We start from the raw sequence: 18,133 nt of genomic DNA on the forward strand, positions 1-18,133 counted from the left end.
TGAGCGCGGCCACGCGGCCCCTGGCATCGTTGGCCGGGCCGGCAAACACCTGAAAGTCGACGTTCTTCACCAGGTCGGCAATGTCCACCAGTTCCATGGCGATACGCAGATCCGGCTTGTCGGAGCCGTAACGGCGCATCACTTCGGCGTAGCTCATCACCGGGAAGGTGCCCAGATCCACGCCGGCCACGTCTTGCCACAGATCCTGTACCAGCTGTTCCATCACTTCCCGCACCTGCTCGGCGCTCATGAAGGAGGTTTCCACATCGATCTGGGTGAATTCGGGCTGACGATCGGCACGCAAGTCTTCGTCGCGGAAGCACTTCACTATCTGGTAGTAACGGTCGAAGCCGCTCATCATCAGCAGCTGCTTGAACAGCTGGGGCGACTGGGGCAGTGCGTAGAAGTAACCCTTGTGTACCCGGCTTGGCACCAGATAATCGCGCGCGCCTTCCGGCGTGGCCTTGGTCAGCATGGGGGTTTCGATGTCCATGAAGCCCTGATCGTCCATGAAACGACGTACCCTACTGGTGACCTTGGCACGGGTTTTCAGGTAGCGGGCCTGTTCGGGGCGACGCAGGTCCAGATAACGATACTTGAGGCGCTGCTCTTCCGAGTTGTTCTGGTTGAAGTCCAGCGGCAGCGGATCGGCCTTGTTGATGATGGTCAGTTCGTGGGCGAAGATTTCCACCTCACCGGTCGCCATGTCCTTGTTGACCTGAGACTCGGGGCGAGCACGAACCACACCGGTGATCTGGATACAGAACTCGGCACGCAGCGACGACGCCTGATCAAAGGCCTCGGCCTTGTCCGGATCGAAGAACACCTGCACTATGCCTTCCCGATCACGCATGTCGATGAAGATCAGACCGCCCAGATCACGACGACGATGTACCCAGCCACTTAGGGTCACGCTCTGGCCAACCAGGGCGGCGTCAACCTGCCCGCAATAATGAGTGCGCATGGAGTCTTCCTATGGTGTTGTCACGCGACCAAACGGCCGCGATTCATGAATTTGTCAGTAAATAGCGCGCTAGTATAATGGAAAACCCGAAGGGCCGTAAAATCATGTCTTTAAAAGGCGGGATTAGGGATAGGGATAGGGATAGGGAATGGGGAATGGGGAATGGGGAATGGGGATTAGGGATTGGGGACTAGCAAAGGCAAATCCCGTATTCTCCTGGCTCCGATTCCCCATTCCCCAGTCCCGAATCCCTTTGTTGAAAGGAAAAATATGCCGTTATATCTGGGCCTCAGCCAGTGGTCCCACCCCGCCTGGCCCGGCCAGCTGCTGGGGCGGGAGCTCAAAACCACCGAGCATCTGCTCGACTACGGCCGCGTGTTCAACTCGGTAGAAGGCAACACCAGCTTCTATGGTGTGCCCGACGCCAACAGCCTGCAGCGCTGGGCGGGTCAGGTGCCCGAAGATTTTCGCTTCACCTTCAAGTTTCCCTCCACCGTCAGCCACCAGGGCCGGCTGACCGACAACTTGCCCCTGGCGCTGGACTTTATCGAGCAGCTGGCCCCGCTGCACCAGAAACTGGGCATGCTGATGCTTCAACTGCCCGCCGCCTGCGGCCCCGAGCAACTGGACGGCCTCGAGCAACTGCTGGCCGCCCTGCCGGACCGGTTTCAATACGGGGTGGAGGTACGGCATCCGGCCTTTTTCGCCAAGGGCGAGGCCGAGCGCCAGCTCAACCGACTGCTGCTGGAGAAGGGCGCCAACCGCATCATCATGGACTCGCGCCCGGTGTTTTCCTGCCCGCCCACCACGCCGGCGCTGGCGGACGCCCAACAGAAAAAGCCCAAGGTACCGGTGCATATCATCAGCACGGGCCCGGCGCCGGTTGTCCGTTTTATCGGCCATCCCGCTCCGGAGGTGAACAAACCCTTCTGGCAACCCTGGGTGCCGCGCATCAACAGCTGGCTGGATGAAGGTAAATCGGTGTACCTGTTCGTGCATACCGCCGACAACCGGCTGGCCCCGGTGTTGGCGGCAGAAATAGCGGCGGCCCTGCACCAACCGCTGCCCGACTTCCCCGGCCTGGCCCCCGGCCCCCAAGGCTCATTATTTTAACTCATTTCCCCCTGCAGGTTCACGCCGCATAAATGGGCGCCTACGGAAACAACAACCGGCGCTGGGCCTGCTTTTGCCCCTCCCCCTTGGCAGCGGAGTCACAGGCATGGCTGCGGAGTTTCGCCAGGGGGAGGCTGGGTGGGGGTGTCACTTTTGACCGGGTGCAGTAACCCCTCCCCAACCCTCCCCTTGCGTTGCACTCCACCGTTATTCTACGGGAACGGTTTCAAGGGGAGGGAGCTATAGCCCTCACCGCTCTTCCAGCCAAAATATATTTTCGTCGCCCCTTGTCGCCTGCAAGACAATACCCGGCGCTTATTTTACAATGGCGGCCATTGTGTGCAGCCACTTGCTGCCGTAAGCCAAGGTCGTTATTACTAAAGCCATGCAATCAAAAGATCATATCTTCGCCGCCCCCATCGCCCAGCTCGGTGACTTCTGTTTCGATCAGAATGTCGCAGAGGTGTTTCCGGACATGATCAAAAGATCCGTGCCCGGTTATTCCAATATCATTTCCGCCATCGGCATGATGACCACCCGCTTCGCCCAGCCCGACAGCCAGCTCTATGATCTGGGTTGTTCACTTGGCGCCGCCACCCAGGAAATGCGCCGTAACCTGACGCAACCGGGCTGCCGCATTATCGCCGTAGACAACTCCGCCGCCATGCTGGAGCGGGCCGCCAGTCACCTCGCCGCCTTCAAGTCGGACGTGCCCGTCACCCTGACAGAGGCGGATCTTTGCGACATCGAGATAGACAACGCCTCCGTGGTGGTGCTGAACTTCACCCTGCAATTTATCGATCCCGACAAGCGTGAAGCCCTGCTTAGCAAGATTTACCGGGGGCTGAAACCGGGTGGCGTGCTGATATTGAGCGAAAAGTTCATAAGCGCCGACGAGACGGTCAACGAACTGCTGATCGACCTGCATCACGACTTCAAACGGGCCAACGGCTACAGCGAGCTGGAAATCAGCCAGAAACGCACCGCGCTGGAAAACGTCATGCGCCCGGATACCCCCGAACTGCACAAAACACGTCTGAAGCGGGTGGGTTTCCAGCATGTGGATCTCTGGTTCCAGTGTTTCAACTTCGGATCCATGGTTGCCATCAAATGATCGACTTCAGCGACTTCTATCAGCAGATAGCAAAAAACCGCCTAAGCCACTGGCTGCATTGTCTGCCCGGCCAGTTGCACGACTGGCAGAAAACCCATCTGCATGGGGATCTGGCACGCTGGGTTCGGGCTCTGCACAAGCTGCCGAAGATCAGCACCGAACGTATCGAGCTGACCGACAGCGTCAGCATCGGTCGACCCGGCGAGATAAGCTCCGGCGAGATGAAAAAAATCGAAAGCCTGCTGGGTCAGTTTCATCCCTGGCGCAAGGGGCCTTTCGAGGTACACGGCATCAGTATCGACACCGAATGGCGTTCCGACTGGAAGTGGGATCGACTGGTACCCCATATCAGCCCGCTAAAATATCGCTATGTGCTGGATGTGGGCTGCGGCAGCGGTTATCACCTGTGGCGCATGATGGGTGCTGGCGCCAAAATGGCGGTGGGCATAGACCCCTCCCAGTTGTTTCTGTGCCAGTTTGAGGCGATAAAACACTTCGCCAATGGTTATAACGGGATCCAGGTATTACCCTTGGGAATAGAAGAGCTGCCCGAGCTAAGAGCCTTCGACACCGTGTTTTCCATGGGCGTGCTCTATCATCGCCGCTCGCCCATCGACCATCTGCTGCAGCTCAAGTCGCAGCTACGCGGCGGTGGCGAGCTGGTACTGGAAACCCTGGTCATCGACGGCGACGAGCATCAAGTGCTGGTGCCGGGCGAGCGTTATGGCAAGATGCGCAACGTCTGGTTTATTCCAAGCTCGGCCGCTTTGGTCGGCTGGCTGAAGAAATGCGGTTTCGAAAACATACGTGTGGTGGACGAGAGTTCGACCACGCTGCAGGAACAAAGACGCACCGACTGGATGCGCAACGAATCACTGGCGGACTTTCTGGACCCGCAGGATCCCGGTAAAACCATAGAAGGTTATCCGGCACCAAAACGCACGATCATCATCGCCAACAAGCCGATTGATCCGCAATACCAACAACAAGAGGCAAGCTATGAATAAGGTCGCGACATCACTGGTATTACCGTTGCTGCTGACTGCCTGCGTCAGCCAGACGTCACCGATGGACGCGCAGCCCGAGCCCCAGCCTGTTACCGAGGCCCAGCTCGATGCTAACCTCGTCAGCCTGGAAGCCCGCCTGACAGACACCATGTCCCGGCAGAATGCGCAGCTCAGCAGCAACCATCACGCCTTTATGAAAGCATTGCAACAGGATATCAGGAATTTGAAAAAGCAGATCCCAGCTCCCGCACCCGCCGTACAGCCGACCGCACAAGAGGCTGCCCCGGCCGACTACCCGGAAAATGAAACCCGGGACGGCAAACTGGTCGTGGGCGAAACCGAATCAGTCTGGCTGGATTCGGTCAGCGACAGCTTCTCCGCACGTATCGATACCGGCGCCACCACCTCCTCGCTCAGCGCACAGGACATCACCGTATTCGAGCGTGATGGCAAGCCCTGGGTCAGCTTCAACCTGGCCCACGAGGGAGTAGATGAAAAACTGGCGGTAGAAACACCACTGGTCCGTTATGTGCGCATTCGCCAGGCCTCTGCCGACAGCACGGAGCGTCGCCCTGTAGTGGCGCTAACCATGCGTCTGGGCCGGCTGTCCGAAAAAACCGAATTTACCCTGACCGACAGAAGCCAGATGACCTATCCGGTTCTGCTGGGCCGGGAATTTTTAAAAGACATCGCCGTGGTCGATATTGCCCGCCAGAACGTGCAGGGCAAGCCTAAGCGTCCGACTCCTGCCAGCGAGTAAACTTAATGTACTCACGCAAGCCGTTTTATATCATAGTTGCCGCCCTGTTTCTGGTCGGCCTGGCCCTGATGCTGCACCGTTACTTCGTGTACGAAGTGCCTTGGCTACCCGGCGAAAAGCGCCAGATCTGGTCCATTGAAGCCAAGGTGGAATTTGAAGCCAACGACAAACCGGTAAAGGCCTCGCTGGCCATTCCCGGCAGTCAGCCCGGCTTTACCCTGATGAACGAGTCCGCCGCCTCTCCGGGCTATGGCCTCTCGTTTATTGAAGCCAACGGCAGCAGCCGGGCCGAGTGGTCGATTCGCAACGCCTCGGGCCACCAGGAGCTGTACTACAAGGTCGACATGATGCTGGATCCCTTCGCCAGGGGCCCGCTGTCGACCAAGATTCCGACCATGATGCAGGCCGACGTCGCCGAGCCCTACTCCACCGCCATGGATCAGGTGCTGTCACTGGCCGAGGAGCGTTCCTCCGACGGCATTACCCTGACCCGGGAACTGCTGAAAGAGCTGAACAACCGCGGCCAGAACGCCGAGTTGCTGGCCCAGTACAAAGCCCCGGGCCCGCTGCTGGTTGAACTGTTGCACCGCGCCAATGTACCTGCCCGACTGCTCAAGGGACTGGAGCTGGAAGACGGTCGTCGCCGTCAGCCGCTGATCAACGTGGTACAGGTGTACAGCGGTGAACCGAACGGGCAGTACGAAATATTCAACCCGGTTACCGGTGATCAGGGTCGTCAGGAACAGCTGTTGCTGTGGGAATATCATTCTGCCCCCGTGCTGGACCTGGTCGGCGGCAGCAATTCCCGGGTCACCTTTACCATGCTCGAACAAGAGCAGCCGGTGAACGTGGCGCTGGCGAAGAAGTTTGATCAGCCACACTGGATCAACGTCTCGCTCTATAACCTGCCGCTGGAAGAACAGGCCCTGTTCAAGGGCATATTGCTGATCCCCATCGGGGTGCTGGTGGTGGTGTTCCTGCGTATTATCGTCGGCATCAAGACCTCGGGCACCTTCATGCCGGTGCTGATCGCCATGGCCTTTATTCAGACCAGCCTGCTCACCGGTCTGGTCGGCTTCCTGATCATTGTCGGCACCGGTCTGATACTGCGCTCCTACCTGTCGCACCTTAACCTGCTACTGGTGGCGCGAATATCGGCGGTCATCATCATGGTTATCGGCATGATCGGCTTCTTCAGCATCGTCGCCTATCAGCTCGGTCTGACCGAGGGCATGAAGATCACCTTCTTCCCGATGATCATCCTGGCCTGGACCATAGAGCGGATGTCGATTCTGTGGGAAGAAGAAGGCCCCAAGGAAGTGGTTAAGCAGGGTGGCGGCTCGCTCATGGTGGCCGTGGTGGCTTTTCTGGCGATGAACAGCGAGCTGGTTCGCCACCTCACCTTCAACTTCCTTGGCTTGCAGCTGATTGTGATGGCCGTGGTGCTGCTGTTGGGCAACTACACCGGTTATCGCCTGACCGAGCTCAAGCGTTTCAAGCCCCTTGTTGATGAACTGAATGTTGATGAGCAAAGAGGTGATGAACAAAAGTCGGGTAAGCAGAAACATGATTAAGCGTTGGCTTGAACAATACGCCTCGCCCTTCGCCCTCGACAAGATGGGCATCATGGGCATGAACCGGCGCAATATTTCCTATATCAGCCGCTATAATCCGCGCCGGCTTTATCCGCTGGTGGACGACAAGCTGCAGACCAAGAAAATTGCGCTGGACGCGGGCGTGACCGTGCCCGACCTGATCGGGGTTATTGAGTTTCAGCATCAGGTTACCCACCTGTGGGAGATGGTCAAAGACTGGCCGGGCTTCTGCATCAAGCCCGCCAAGGGCTCCGGCGGCAAGGGCATAGTGGTGATCGTCAACCACGACCAGAAAAACTTCGTCAAACCCAGTGGCAAGGGCGAAAACATCGGTGCGCTGGAACGGCACGTGTCCAATATTCTGGCCGGGCTTTTCTCGCTCGGCGGCAAGCCGGATGTGGCGCTGATTGAAGCCTTGATCAACTTCGATGATGTCTTCGACGGTTTCTCGTACGAAGGCGTGCCCGACACCCGGGTCATCGTATTCAAGGGGTTCCCGGTCATGGCGATGATGCGCCTGTCGACCGAGGCCTCCGACGGCAAGGCCAACCTGCACCAGGGCGCCGTAGGTGTGGGGCTGGACATCAACTCCGGCCGCGCCATTCGCGCGGTACAGTTCAACCTGCCCATTCGCTATCACCCGGATACCGGACGCGATCTGCTGGAGCTGAAAGTCCCCTACTGGGAACAACTGCTGAGCCTGTCGTCGTCTTGTTATGAGATGTCCGGCCTGGGTTATATCGGTACCGACATGGTGCTGGACAAACATAAAGGTCCCATGCTGCTGGAACTGAACGCCCGCCCCGGTCTGGCCATTCAAACCGCCAACGCCGCCGGCCTGGTGCCACGACTGCGCAAAATCGAAAAGCTGGGCAAGAAGTTCACCCTGCCTCCGGAAGAGCGAGTCACCTTCTCGCGCAAGGAGTTTGCCAGCGAAGTGGTGTGAACTGCGTGAGGCGCCGAACGACCCCTCCCCCTTGGCACCTGGGTACAGGCATAACAGCGGCTTCTCGCCAGGGGGAGGTTGGGAGGGGGTGCCACTTTTGACCGGGGCACCGACATCGCAGAACATGTAAACACCCTGCAGAAACCCCTCCCCAACCCTCCCCTTGCGTTGCACCCCGCAGTCATTCCGACCATTCGATTCAAAGGGGAGGGAGCTAAGCCAAAAAAAACGGCGCCGGGATTACTCCTGGCGCCGTTTTTCTTACCGCTTAAAGCTTACCGCTGCTCTTAAAGCCGTGTCTTGCGCTTCTGGCGCTGGCTGGGGCTGCGTGGGCGTGTGGGGGCAGGCTTTTTCGCGGCCGCTCCGGTACCTGCGCCGTCGCCCTTCACGCGGGAGTTATGCTTGCGCACGGCCTTGCGGATTTGCGCCACCTGCTTGTAACGGTCGCTTGCGTGTACGTCGACCTTGCTCTGCTCTTCGTTGGTCAAGCCGACTTCGCTGCGCAGGTAGTTCACCTGGTCCAGCGGCATTTCGGCCCAGCCGCCGCGTGGCAGGTTGCGGGGCAGTTCAATCTTGCCATAGCGCACCCGGATCAAGCGGCTGACCTGCATCTCCTGCGATTCCCACAGGCGACGCACTTCCCGGTTGCGGCCTTCTTTCAGGGTGACGTGGAACCAATGGTTCATGCCTTCGCCACCGCTGTACTTGATGGTGTCGAACTTGGCCATGCCGTCTTCCAGCATCACACCCTTGCGCAGACGTTGCAGCATGGCTTCGGTCACTTCACCGAATACCCGCACCGCATATTCCCGGTCGATTTCATGACGCGGGTGCATCAGGCGGTTGGCCAGCTCGCCATCTGTGGTAAACATCAGCAAACCGGAGGTATTCACGTCCAATCGGCCTACCGCCACCCAGCGCGAGCCCTGCAGCTTGGGCAGTCGGTCGAATACGGTAGGGCGACCTTCCGGATCCTTGCGGGTGCTCACCTCGCCTTCCGGCTTGTGGTAAGCCAGCACGCGGCAGATGATTTCGCCTTCGGGCTGGGTTTCCACCAGGTGGCCGTCGACCCGAATTGGCTCGTTGCCGGTAACCCGGTCACCCAAATGGGCGACGTTGCCGTTTACGCTGACCCGTCCCTGGCTTATCAGCGTTTCAATTTCGCGGCGTGAGCCCTTGCCTGCTCGGGCCAGCACTTTTTGCAGTTTTTCAGTCATGTCATTCACTTATTCAAAGGGACGGATATCGCCAGCGCCTTCGCGGGCGATAACAGGGGTATTATCATACAGTTCGACCACGGTCGTGGGTCTGGGATCCAGCACACCACCGTCGATGATGAGGTCGACCAGTTTTTCCAGCTTTTCGCGGATCAGGTGCGGATCGTATTCCGCCTCGGTTTCACCGGGCAGGATCAGGCTGCACGACATCATCGGCTCGCCCAGCGCCTCCAGCAGCGCCAGACAGATGGCGTTATCGGGCACCCGCAGACCTATGGTTTTACGCTTGGGATTTTGCAGCCGCTTGGGCACTTCCTTGGTGGCCTGCAAAATAAAGGTATAGGCGCCGGGGGTGTTGTTTTTCATCAGCCGGAAGGCGCCATTGTCGACCCGGGCGTAAAAAGACAGCTCGGAAAGATCCCGACATACCAGGGTAAAGTTGTGATCCTTTTCGATTTTACGGATACGACAGATACGCTCCATGGCGTTCTTGTCGCCCACCAGGCAGCCGATGGCATAACCGGAATCGGTGGGATACACCAGCACCCCGCCCTGACGCACAATAGCCACCGCCTGATTGATCAGGCGCGCCTGTGGATTGTCGGGGTGCAGTTCAAAATATTGGCTCATAATTCCTCCCGGAATGATTTAGATAAAGCGTGTCCATACGGGTGTGGCTTCCTTCGGCAGCCACAGCTGCCGACCCAGCTCCCGCCACTGGCTGGGATAGTGAAAGTCGGAGCCTACCGAGGCTTCCAGCTGATGATCCTTGCTCCATTGACCCAACGTAGCACGTTCTTGCGGGCTCTGCTGTGCCATGGAAACCTCCATCGCATCGCCTCCCGCCTCGGCAAAGGCCGTCAGCATTTTCCTGACCCACTTGTTGGACAAGTCGTAACGGGTCGGGTGCGCCAGCACCGCTACCCCACCGGCCTGCTGAATGGCCGTAATGGCTTCATTGAGCGAGCACCAGTTGGGCGGTGCATAACCGGTATTGCCCCGGCTCAGATATTTCTTGAAGATCTTGGGAATCGAATCCGCCGCCCCCTGACTCAGCAGCCATTTGGCCATGTGGGTGCGGGTAATGGGTGCCTCGCCTGCCAGCGCCCGGGCCCCTTCATAGGCACCGGGAAAGCGCGCCTTTTCCAGCCGCTCGGCCATCAGCCGGGCGCGCTGTTCGCGCCGCTCTTGCTGTTCGGCCAGCAGCCCGTTCAGGCCCGGGTGGTGCCGCTCTATATTCAGCCCCACCACATGCACTTCCAGCGCTTCCCACAGGCAGGAGATTTCCACCCCGTTGATCAGGCGAACGCCGTAGGCCTCGGCCGCCAGGGCGGCTTCTTCCAGCCCGGCCAGGGTGTCGTGGTCGGTCAGCGCCAGCACATCCACCTCTTTTTCGGCGGCCCGGGCCATCAACTCGGTAGGCGTCAGCTGGCCATCGGAGGCGGTGGAATGACTGTGCAGATCGATTCGCATAAAAAATCCTGTGTTCAGGGTTGACTTGCACCCCCGATTATCGTTTAACTGTATCCAGTTTCTGATTAACGAGAAGAGCGCGATGTTTCAGCAAAATTCCACTCTATACATTATCTGGTGGTGGCACACTCCCTAATCTCGGGTGGTGTGATTTGCTGTATTCGTCTTAAAGTCTCAGCGAACATAAAAGCCCGCAACCTTGCGGGCTTTTTTATTATCCAGCAAAAGGTGATGCGATGAAACCGAGCAGGAGAGTTTTTTGGCGATGGCAAGCCGGGCCCAGTTTTACGCCGCTACAAACGGCATTCGTGTCCATTACCGATGACGACATTGCCAGCCAGGTGATCAGGCAAATACCTGATGACCGCGACTAACCAAAAAGGAAAACAAGATGGCGCATGGTCAGCTCCACGTGTTATTGCAAGATGCACCCTATACCGACGATCCGCTCGCGTTATTCGCAGCCCTAACCCAACCGGGCGACAACAGCATGCTGCTGGAGTCTGCCGAAATAGACACCAAGGCCGGTACCCAGAGCCTGCTGATGCTGGACGCCTGTGTGCGCCTGGTATGCCGGCACCATCAGGTGACCCTGACCGCCCTCAACGCCAACGGCCTGCCCGCCCTGAACCTGGTTGAACAGGCGCTCGGCGGCGAACGCACCGGGCACCAGCTGCTGGTAACCCTGCCCCAGGCCGATGACAACCTGGACGAAGACAGCCGCCTCAAGGCCCCGTCCGTGCTGCACACCCTGCGCCTTATTCTGACTCGCTTCACCGCAAATCAGGGCCAGCAGCATCTGTTTATGGCCGGCACCTTCTCTTACGATCTCATTGCCTCCTTCGAGCAGCTGCCGGACGTTTCCGAGGGCATCAACAATTGCCCCGATTTCTGCTTCTATCTGGCCGAAACCCTGGTAACCCTGGATCACAAGAAAGAAACCGGTCGGCTGTCTGCCAGCGTGTTCGACCCGACCGAACAGCCCCGGTTGCAGGCCCGGCTGGATCAACTGGCCGGCGCCTGTGGCCAGGTTCACCCTGAGCCCAAGGCCGGCGAGCGACTCGAAGGCAAGATACAGGCTAGCAAGAGCGATGCCGAATTCAGGGCCGACGTGGTCAACCTGAAAGAGCACATTCTGGCGGGCGATATTTTTCAGGTAGTGCCGTCGCGCAGCTTCAGCCTGCCCTGCCCGCATCCGCTGGCCGCCTATCGCAAGCTCAAGCAGACCAACCCCAGCCCCTATCTGTTCTATGTGAACGATCAGGACTTCACCCTGTTCGGCGCCAGCCCCGAGAGCTCGGTCAAATTTGATCACCACAGCCGCCAGGTGGAAATGTACCCCATTGCCGGTACCCGCAAGCGCGGCATTAACCCGGACGGCACCATCAACCTGGACCTGGACGGCCGCATCGAGCTGGACCTGCGCCAGGACGCCAAAGAGACCGCAGAGCACCTGATGCTGGTAGACCTGGCCCGCAACGACATTGCCCGCATCAGCGAGCCCGGCAGCCGTTACGTAAAAGACCTGCTGAGCGTAGACCGCTATAGCCACGTCATGCATCTGGTGTCTCGCGTGGTCGGCACCCTGCGCCATGACCTGGACGCCCTGCACGGCTATCAGGCCTGTATGAACATGGGCACCCTGACCGGCGCCCCCAAAATCAGCGCCAGCGAACTGATCCGCCAGGTAGAAAAGCAACGCCGGGGCAGCTATGGCGGCGCCGTGGGCTACGTTAACGGCCTGGGCGACATGGACACCTGCATCGTGATCCGCTCGGCCTTTGTCAGTGATGGCGTGGCCCATGTACAGGCCGGCGCCGGCGTGGTGTATGACTCCCACCCCCAGTCGGAAGCCGACGAAACCCGCAACAAGGCGGCGGCGGTACTCAATGCCATCGCCCTGGCCCACGGCACCACACTGGCGGAGGTGAGCCATGACTAACACTTCAGTTAATACCATTTTCCTGCTCGATAACTACGATTCTTTCACCTATAACCTGGTGGACCAGTTCCGTACCCTGGGCGCCACCGTCAAGGTGTATCGCAATACGGTGCCGGTGACGCAACTGGTCGCCGCCATGGACCAATGCCAGCAACAAGGCGAGCGGCCCATTCTGGTGCTGTCGCCAGGCCCCGGCATTCCCAGCGAAGCCGGTAACATGCCGGCGCTGATTAATGCCTGCATCGGTCGCTTCCCTATTCTGGGCATCTGTCTGGGTCACCAGGCCCTGGTGGAGCACTACGGCGGCACCGTAGAAAGCGCCGGTGAAATCAAGCACGGCAAGAGCTCGCTTATCAGCCATAACGGCCAGGGAGTGTTTGCCACTTTGTCCAACCCGCTGCCGGTGGCGCGTTATCACTCGCTGGTGGGCACCAAAATCCCCAGCACACTGCCGGTGATTGCCGACTACCAGGGCATGACCATGGCGGTGCAGGATACCGCCAAGCGGGTACTGGGTTTTCAGTTTCATCCCGAATCCATCATGACCACAGAGGGTGCCCGCCTTCTGGAGCAAAGCCTGGCCTTTTTAAGCGCACCGGAAACCAAAGCCATGGAGCAACTGTATCGCGGCGAGCACATCAGCCGCACCCAGTCTCAGGCCTTGTTTGGCGAGCTGATCAAGGGCGAGATGGATCAGATGACCATGGCCTCTTTGCTGACCGTGCTGAAAATGAAAGGCGAAACGCCGGATGAAATTGCCGGCGCGGCGCAGGCCTTGCTGGAAGCCGCCTCACCCTTCCCCCGGCCCGAATATGCCTTCTGCGACATCGTCGGCACCGGTGGCGATGGCATGAACACCATCAATGTGTCCACCACCTCGGCCCTGGTGGCCGCCGCCTGTGGCATCAAGGTGGCCAAGCACGGCAACCGCGGTGTGTCGTCCAAGTCCGGTTCTTCCGACCTGCTGGAGCAACTGGGTATCGACCTGAACATGAGCCCAGAGCGTGCCCGCCGCTGCCTGGATGAAGTGAACGCCTGCTTCCTGTTTGCCCCCAACTACCACGGTGGCATTCGCCATGCCATGCCGGTGCGCCAGGCCCTGAAAACCCGCACCATCTTCAACGTGCTGGGCCCGCTCATCAACCCGGCCCGACCCGACTTTATGCTGCTGGGCGTGTATTCCGAGCACCTGGTGCGCCCCATTGCCGACACCCTGCTGGCCATGGGCCTCAAACGCGGCATGGTGGTGCATGGCAGCGGTCTGGATGAAATTGCCATTCACGGCCCCACCACGGTGGCGGAAATCAACAACGGCGTGATCAGCGAATACAGCATCACGCCCGAAGAGCTGGGCCTGGAACGCTTTGATATCAGCGCCATTGCCGGCGGCGAGCCCAGTGAAAACAAGGCCATTACCCTGGAGTTGCTGCAAGGCCGCGGCACCCCTGCCCAGCAGGGCGTCATTGCCATGAACGTGGCGCCCCTGCTGGTGATGAGCGGCCAGGCCGAGACCTTAAAAGAAGCGGTTGGCCAGGTGCTGGCTGTGTTAAAGTCGGGCAAAGCCATGGAAGTAGCTAATAAACTGGCGGAGTTGAGCCAATGTTAAGTACCGTTTTGGGCAAAATTGTTGCCGACAAGAAAATCTGGGTCGCAGAGCGCAAGCAGACCCAACCCCTGAGCAGTTTTGAAGCCGACCTGGTGCCCAGCGATCGCCCCTTTGTGGCGGCCCTGAGCGCCGGCAAGCCGGCCTTTATTCTGGAATGCAAGAAAGCCTCGCCCTCCAAGGGGCTGATCCGCGAACACTTCGATCTGGACGCCATCGCCGCCGTTTACGGCCGCCATGCCTCGGCCATTTCGGTGCTGACCGACGAAAAGTACTTTCAGGGCAAATTCGAGTTTGTGACCCGGGTGCGTGACCAGGTGAGCCAGCCGGTGATCTGCAAAGACTTCATCATAGACCCCTACCAAATCAAACTGGCTCGCCACCACAAGGCCGACGCCATACTGCTGATGCTGTCGGTACTGAACGACGACGAATATCGCGAGCTGAATGCGGTGGCCCAGTCTCTGAACATGGGCGTGCTGACCGAAGTGATCAGCGAAGAAGAAGTGGAACGCGCCATTGCGCTGAATGCCAGGGTCATCGGCATCAACAACCGGGACCTGCGCGATTTGAGCATCGATCTCGACCGTACCCGCGTGCTTTCCGCCCTTATTCCGGACGATCGCATCGTGATCTCCGAATCCGGTATTTATCAGCACACCCAGGTAAAGGCACTGTCGGCCCACGCCGACGGCTTTCTGGTGGGCAGCTCTCTGATGGCCGAAGACGATCTGGAACTGGCCGTACGCCGGCTGACGCTGGGTGACAACAAGGTCTGCGGCCTGACCCGGCCGCAAGATGCCGCCGCCGCCCACCTGGCCGGTGCCGTGTTCGGCGGCCTGATCTTCGTAGCCAAGAGCCCCCGCTGTGTGGATATAGAACAGGCCAGAATCGTCATGGCCGCCGCCCCGCTCCTCTATGTGGGTGTGTTTCAGAACCACGCTGTTAACGAGGTGGCCAGTACCGCCCTCGAGCTGGGCCTGACGGCAGTGCAGCTGCACGGTGCCGAGGACGACGCCTACATCAGTGAGCTGAAGCAGTTTCTGCCCACAGTGGCGGTATGGAAGGCGGTACCGGTGAGCGACAGCCTGCCCGCCCTTCCCCAGGGTGCCGATCGATTGCTGTTCGACACCAAGGTCGGCAGCCAGAGCGGCGGCACCGGCCAGGCCTTTAACTGGCAACTGCTGAATGACATAAACAAGGCCGGTGCCATGCTGGCCGGCGGCCTGACCCCGAACAACGCGGCAGACGCCGCCGCTCTGGGCTGCATTGGCCTGGACTTGAACTCCGGCGTAGAAAGCGCCCCCGGGCAGAAAGACGCGGCCAAACTGAACGCCGCCTTCGCCTCTCTCAGACATTACGGACGCAGGATAACTACATTATGAGCTTACTGAACCCCTTTTTCGGCGATTTTGGCGGCATGTACGTGCCGCAAATTCTGATGCCGGCCCTGCTGCAACTGGAGCAGGCCTTTGTGGATGCCCAGCAGGACCCGGAGTTTGACCGTGAATTTCGCGAGCTGCTGACCGAATACGCCGGCCGCCCCACCCCACTGACCCGGGTGCGCAACCTGGCCGCCAACACCAAGACCCGCATCTACCTGAAGCGGGAAGATCTGCTGCACGGCGGCGCCCACAAAACCAACCAGGTACTGGGACAGGCTTTGCTTGCCAAGCGTATGGGCAAGAAGCGCATCATCGCCGAAACCGGTGCCGGCCAGCACGGCGTGGCCACCGCCCTGGCCTGTGCCCTGATGGGCATGGAATGCATCGTCTACATGGGTGCCAAAGACTGCGAACGGCAGAAGCCCAACGTATTCCGTATGGAGCTGATGGGCGCCAAGGTGGTACCGGTGCATTCCGGCTCCGCCACCCTCAAGGATGCCTGCAACGAGGCGCTGCGCGACTGGACCGCCAACTACGACACCACCCACTATATGCTGGGCACCGCCGCCGGCCCGCACCCCTTCCCCACCATAGTTCGTGAATTTCAGCGCATGATCGGCGAAGAAGCCAAGGTGCAGATAATGGAGCACGAAGCGCGTCTGCCCGATGCGGTGATCGCCTGCGTAGGCGGCGGCTCCAACGCCATCGGCATGTTCGCCGACTTTATCGATGAAGAAAACGTCAGGCTGATCGGCGTAGAACCCGCCGGCAAGGGCATTGAAACCGGCGAACACGGCGCCACCCTGGGCGAAGGCACCAAGGGCGTGTTCTTCGGCATGCTCTCGCTGATGATGCACGACGCAGACGGCCAGGTAGAAGAGTCTTACTCCGTTTCTGCCGGGCTGGACTTTCCTTCTGTCGGCCCCCAGCACGCGTATCTTGCCACCACGGGCCGCGCCCAGTATGTGTCGGTGACCGATGAAGAAGCGCTGAGCGCCTTCCAGGCCCTGGCCCGTAACGAAGGTATCATTCCGGCGCTGGAGTCTTCTCACGCCCTGGCCTACGCCCTGAAAATGGCCGAAGCCGAGCCGGAAAAAGAGCAGGTGCTGGTGGTTAATCTGTCCGGTCGTGGCGACAAGGACATCTTTACCGTCGCCGATATCCTAGAGCAGCAAGGAGCCCTGAAATGAGCCGTTACGATCGTTTGTTTGACCGCCTCAAGGCCGTAAATGAAGGCGCCTTCGTCCCCTTCGTAACCCTGGGCGACCCCACGCCCGAGCATTCACTCAAGGTGATTGACGCCCTGGTGGCCGGTGGCGCAGATGCCCTGGAGCTGGGCATTCCCTTCTCCGATCCGGTGGCCGACGGCCCCACCATTCAGGCCGCCACCCTGCGCGCCCGGGCGGCCGGTACCAACTCGCAAATCTGCTTCGACATGCTGACCCGGGTACGGGAGAAGTACCCCGAGCTGCCCATCGGCCTGCTGGTGTACGCCAACCTGGTTTATGCACCGGGAATGGACAGCTTCTATGGCCGTGCCGCCAGGGCCGGTGTGGACTCGGTACTGGTCGCCGACGTGCCGCTGGAAATGGCCGAGCCCTTCAAGGCCGCCGCCGACAAGGCTGGCATAGAGACCATTTTCATCGCCCCGCCCAACGGTGACGAAGCCACCCTGAAGGCCGTGGCCGAAATGGGCTCCGGCTATACCTACCTGCTGAGCCGCGCCGGTGTAACCGGTACCGAAACCAAGGCTGGCAAGCCGGTAGACACCCTGGTTGCGACCCTCAAGCAATATAATGCGCCGCCGTCACTGCTCGGCTTTGGCATCTCCACCCCCGAACAGGTACGCGACGCCATTAGCGCCGGTGCCGCCGGCGCCATCTCCGGCTCCGCCGTGGTCAAGATCATCGAACAGAACCTGAACAACCCCCAGGCCATGCTGGACGCCCTGACCGGTTTCGTAAAAGACATGAAAGCCGCTACAAAACAGAGCTGAAAGCTATAAAACCGTAAGCTGGAAGAAAAGACAAAAAAGCCGTAGGCAGAACCGCCTACGGCTTTTTTGTTGCCGCGTTCCTGCCGTTATTCTGCCGGCGACGCCGAACGGCCCCTCCCCCTTGGCAGCGGCAGAACAGACATAACAGCGAGGCTACCCCAGGGGGAGGCTGGGTGGGGGTGTCACTTTTAGTCGGGCTGCAGACTCCGTAAGCGCCCATTTATGCGGCGCAAACCCTCAACAGACATCGGAATCTGTTTTGTAGCCGGCGCTTTAGCTGCCGGAACAGGCGATGCCCAATCATCAGGCACAACACCACTCCCACCGCCCAGTTGGTTTGACTGACAGCTGATAGCTGACGGCTTGCTGTCGCTTAGGCCTTGTCGCTATCTGTCACTCCAAAATACCGCTTATGCAACTCGCGAACCTGCTCGGCCAGCTCGGGCACAGGGCCTGCCACCTGTATGTCTGGCGCCACCTCGTTGATGGCCAGCGGGTTCACCGGCGAGGGAGGAAGCCCCCACTCGGCACACCAGCCCGCAAACTGCTCCGCCGAGCTGGCATAAACAATACGCCCCAGTCCCGCCCAGGCGTGTGCCGCAGCACACATGGGGCAATGCTCGCCCGAGGTATACATGATGGATTGAGCACGCTCGGTTTCACTCAGGTGCTCGGCGGCCCAGTGTGCCAGCGCCACTTCCGGGTGCCAGGTTGGTTCATGGCTGTTAATCCGGTTGTGATCCTCCGCCAGCACGGCCCCTTCGGCCGACACCAGAATGGAGCCAAACGGCCGATCACCACCGTCCAGCGCCTCTTCCGCCAGCGCCACGCAACGACGCAAATATCGTAAATCCTGTTCGTTCAAAGCCATTGTTGCCTCCATCCATTCGCCAATATAACCGGGGTATATTCCATTCATCACAAGCCGACCGACGCGGGTGCCACAAAAGCACCGCAACGGCAGCAAAGGCTATGTACGCCCTGCTTCTGTCTGATAAGGTACTGAACAAACGACAAA

16 protein-coding genes, 1 pseudogene and 1 other annotated feature are annotated in these 18,133 nt (G+C 59.6%); of the genes and pseudogenes, 12 read left to right on the top strand and 5 right to left on the bottom strand.

What is annotated here, in order from left to right:
• A partial coding sequence (gene aspS, locus UN63_RS13215) for an aspartate--tRNA ligase (RefSeq protein ID WP_104487280.1) occupies positions 1-964 on the bottom strand: 964 nt, incomplete at its 3' end.
• 270 nt (positions 965-1,234) lie between these two features.
• Between aspS and UN63_RS13220 the strand changes: the two genes are divergently transcribed.
• The 6 genes from UN63_RS13220 (at position 1,235) to UN63_RS13245 (ending at position 7,499) form a co-directional block, all read left to right on the top strand.
• Positions 1,235-2,077, top strand: coding sequence for a DUF72 domain-containing protein (locus UN63_RS13220; protein WP_104487282.1), 843 nt, complete (start codon positions 1,235-1,237; stop codon positions 2,075-2,077).
• Positions 2,078-2,462: 385 nt separating this feature from the next.
• Positions 2,463-3,191, top strand: a complete 729-nt coding sequence (gene cmoA / locus UN63_RS13225) for a carboxy-S-adenosyl-L-methionine synthase CmoA (RefSeq protein WP_104487285.1) — start codon at positions 2,463-2,465, stop codon at positions 3,189-3,191.
• A complete protein-coding gene (cmoB, locus tag UN63_RS13230) occupies positions 3,188-4,198 on the top strand; it encodes a tRNA 5-methoxyuridine(34)/uridine 5-oxyacetic acid(34) synthase CmoB (RefSeq protein WP_104487287.1) in 1,011 nt (336 codons plus the stop codon). The genes cmoA and cmoB overlap by 4 nt, the downstream gene beginning before the upstream one ends.
• Positions 4,191-4,958, top strand: a complete 768-nt coding sequence (locus tag UN63_RS13235; RefSeq protein WP_104487290.1) for an ATP-dependent zinc protease family protein — start codon at positions 4,191-4,193, stop codon at positions 4,956-4,958. The genes cmoB and UN63_RS13235 overlap by 8 nt, the downstream gene beginning before the upstream one ends.
• A gap of 5 nt (positions 4,959-4,963) precedes the next feature.
• Positions 4,964-6,532: an inactive transglutaminase family protein gene (locus UN63_RS13240; RefSeq protein WP_104487292.1), complete on the top strand. Its 1,569-nt coding sequence runs from the start codon at positions 4,964-4,966 to the stop codon at positions 6,530-6,532.
• Positions 6,525-7,499, top strand: coding sequence for an alpha-L-glutamate ligase-like protein (locus tag UN63_RS13245; RefSeq protein ID WP_104487294.1), 975 nt, complete (start codon positions 6,525-6,527; stop codon positions 7,497-7,499). Before UN63_RS13240 ends, UN63_RS13245 begins: the two co-directional genes overlap by 8 nt.
• A 287-nt stretch (positions 7,500-7,786) precedes the next feature.
• On the opposite strand, the gene rluB is transcribed toward UN63_RS13245, so the two are convergent.
• From rluB to rnm, 3 genes are read right to left on the bottom strand one after another with little or no spacing between them, the layout of a single operon-like run.
• Positions 7,787-8,716 (bottom strand): 23S rRNA pseudouridine(2605) synthase RluB, encoded by a 930-nt coding sequence (gene rluB / locus UN63_RS13250; protein WP_104487335.1) that lies wholly within the window; start codon positions 8,714-8,716, stop codon positions 7,787-7,789.
• A gap of 9 nt (positions 8,717-8,725) precedes the next feature.
• On the bottom strand, positions 8,726-9,346 hold the full coding sequence (locus UN63_RS13255) for an L-threonylcarbamoyladenylate synthase (RefSeq protein WP_104487296.1): 621 nt from the start codon (positions 9,344-9,346) through the stop codon (positions 8,726-8,728).
• A gap of 18 nt (positions 9,347-9,364) precedes the next feature.
• Complete coding sequence (rnm, locus tag UN63_RS13260) at positions 9,365-10,189, bottom strand: RNase RNM (RefSeq protein ID WP_104487298.1); 825 nt, start codon at positions 10,187-10,189, stop codon at positions 9,365-9,367.
• Positions 10,190-10,301: 112 nt separating this feature from the next.
• Positions 10,302-10,404 (top strand) — a sequence feature (Trp leader region).
• Between the two features lie 176 nt (positions 10,405-10,580).
• On the opposite strand from rnm, the gene UN63_RS13265 reads away from it, so the two are divergent.
• The 6 genes and pseudogenes from UN63_RS13265 to trpA all read left to right on the top strand — a co-directional run bounded on the left by UN63_RS13265 (position 10,581) and on the right by trpA (position 17,115).
• A complete protein-coding gene (locus tag UN63_RS13265; protein ID WP_104487301.1) occupies positions 10,581-12,131 on the top strand; it encodes an anthranilate synthase component 1 in 1,551 nt (516 codons plus the stop codon).
• A pseudogene (locus UN63_RS17325) lies at positions 12,124-12,732 on the top strand (aminodeoxychorismate/anthranilate synthase component II); the annotation flags it as partial. The gene UN63_RS13265 and the pseudogene UN63_RS17325, both read left to right, overlap by 8 nt.
• A gap of 9 nt (positions 12,733-12,741) precedes the next feature.
• Positions 12,742-13,737, top strand: a complete 996-nt coding sequence (trpD, locus tag UN63_RS17330) for an anthranilate phosphoribosyltransferase (RefSeq protein ID WP_229793578.1) — start codon at positions 12,742-12,744, stop codon at positions 13,735-13,737.
• Positions 13,731-15,119 (top strand): bifunctional indole-3-glycerol-phosphate synthase TrpC/phosphoribosylanthranilate isomerase TrpF, encoded by a 1,389-nt coding sequence (gene trpCF / locus UN63_RS13275; protein ID WP_104487306.1) that lies wholly within the window; start codon positions 13,731-13,733, stop codon positions 15,117-15,119. Before trpD ends, trpCF begins: the two co-directional genes overlap by 7 nt.
• Complete coding sequence (trpB, locus tag UN63_RS13280) at positions 15,116-16,309, top strand: tryptophan synthase subunit beta (RefSeq protein WP_104487309.1); 1,194 nt, start codon at positions 15,116-15,118, stop codon at positions 16,307-16,309. The genes trpCF and trpB overlap by 4 nt, the downstream gene beginning before the upstream one ends.
• On the top strand, positions 16,306-17,115 hold the full coding sequence (gene trpA, locus UN63_RS13285; protein WP_104487311.1) for a tryptophan synthase subunit alpha: 810 nt from the start codon (positions 16,306-16,308) through the stop codon (positions 17,113-17,115). The genes trpB and trpA overlap by 4 nt, the downstream gene beginning before the upstream one ends.
• Positions 17,116-17,488: 373 nt before the next feature.
• Here the strand turns inward: trpA and UN63_RS13290 are convergent, their stop codons facing one another.
• Entirely contained in the window at positions 17,489-17,986 is a 498-nt protein-coding gene (locus UN63_RS13290) for a nucleoside deaminase (RefSeq protein ID WP_104487314.1), read from the bottom strand.
• Between the last annotated feature and the right edge of the window lie 147 nt (positions 17,987-18,133).

The organism is Oceanisphaera arctica (genome assembly GCF_002936955.1).
Lineage (GTDB): Bacteria > Pseudomonadota > Gammaproteobacteria > Enterobacterales > Aeromonadaceae > Oceanimonas > Oceanimonas arctica.

Bases quoted from the DNA above. Each gene is read 5' to 3' on its own strand.
- UN63_RS13220 (WP_104487282.1), top strand. From the start codon at position 1,235: ATGCCGTTATATCTGGGCCTCAGCCAGTGGTCCCACCCCGCCTGGCCC.
- cmoA (WP_104487285.1), top strand. From the start codon at position 2,463: ATGCAATCAAAAGATCATATCTTCGCCGCCCCCATCGCCCAGCTCGGT.
- cmoB (WP_104487287.1), top strand. From the start codon at position 3,188: ATGATCGACTTCAGCGACTTCTATCAGCAGATAGCAAAAAACCGCCTA.
- UN63_RS13235 (WP_104487290.1), top strand. From the start codon at position 4,191: ATGAATAAGGTCGCGACATCACTGGTATTACCGTTGCTGCTGACTGCC.
- UN63_RS13240 (WP_104487292.1), top strand. From the start codon at position 4,964: ATGTACTCACGCAAGCCGTTTTATATCATAGTTGCCGCCCTGTTTCTG.
- UN63_RS13245 (WP_104487294.1), top strand. From the start codon at position 6,525: ATGATTAAGCGTTGGCTTGAACAATACGCCTCGCCCTTCGCCCTCGAC.
- rluB (WP_104487335.1), bottom strand. From the start codon at position 8,716: ATGACTGAAAAACTGCAAAAAGTGCTGGCCCGAGCAGGCAAGGGCTCA.
- UN63_RS13255 (WP_104487296.1), bottom strand. From the start codon at position 9,346: ATGAGCCAATATTTTGAACTGCACCCCGACAATCCACAGGCGCGCCTG.
- rnm (WP_104487298.1), bottom strand. From the start codon at position 10,189: ATGCGAATCGATCTGCACAGTCATTCCACCGCCTCCGATGGCCAGCTG.
- UN63_RS13265 (WP_104487301.1), top strand. From the start codon at position 10,581: ATGGCGCATGGTCAGCTCCACGTGTTATTGCAAGATGCACCCTATACC.
- trpD (WP_229793578.1), top strand. From the start codon at position 12,742: ATGGAGCAACTGTATCGCGGCGAGCACATCAGCCGCACCCAGTCTCAG.
- trpCF (WP_104487306.1), top strand. From the start codon at position 13,731: ATGTTAAGTACCGTTTTGGGCAAAATTGTTGCCGACAAGAAAATCTGG.
- trpB (WP_104487309.1), top strand. From the start codon at position 15,116: ATGAGCTTACTGAACCCCTTTTTCGGCGATTTTGGCGGCATGTACGTG.
- trpA (WP_104487311.1), top strand. From the start codon at position 16,306: ATGAGCCGTTACGATCGTTTGTTTGACCGCCTCAAGGCCGTAAATGAA.
- UN63_RS13290 (WP_104487314.1), bottom strand. From the start codon at position 17,986: ATGGCTTTGAACGAACAGGATTTACGATATTTGCGTCGTTGCGTGGCG.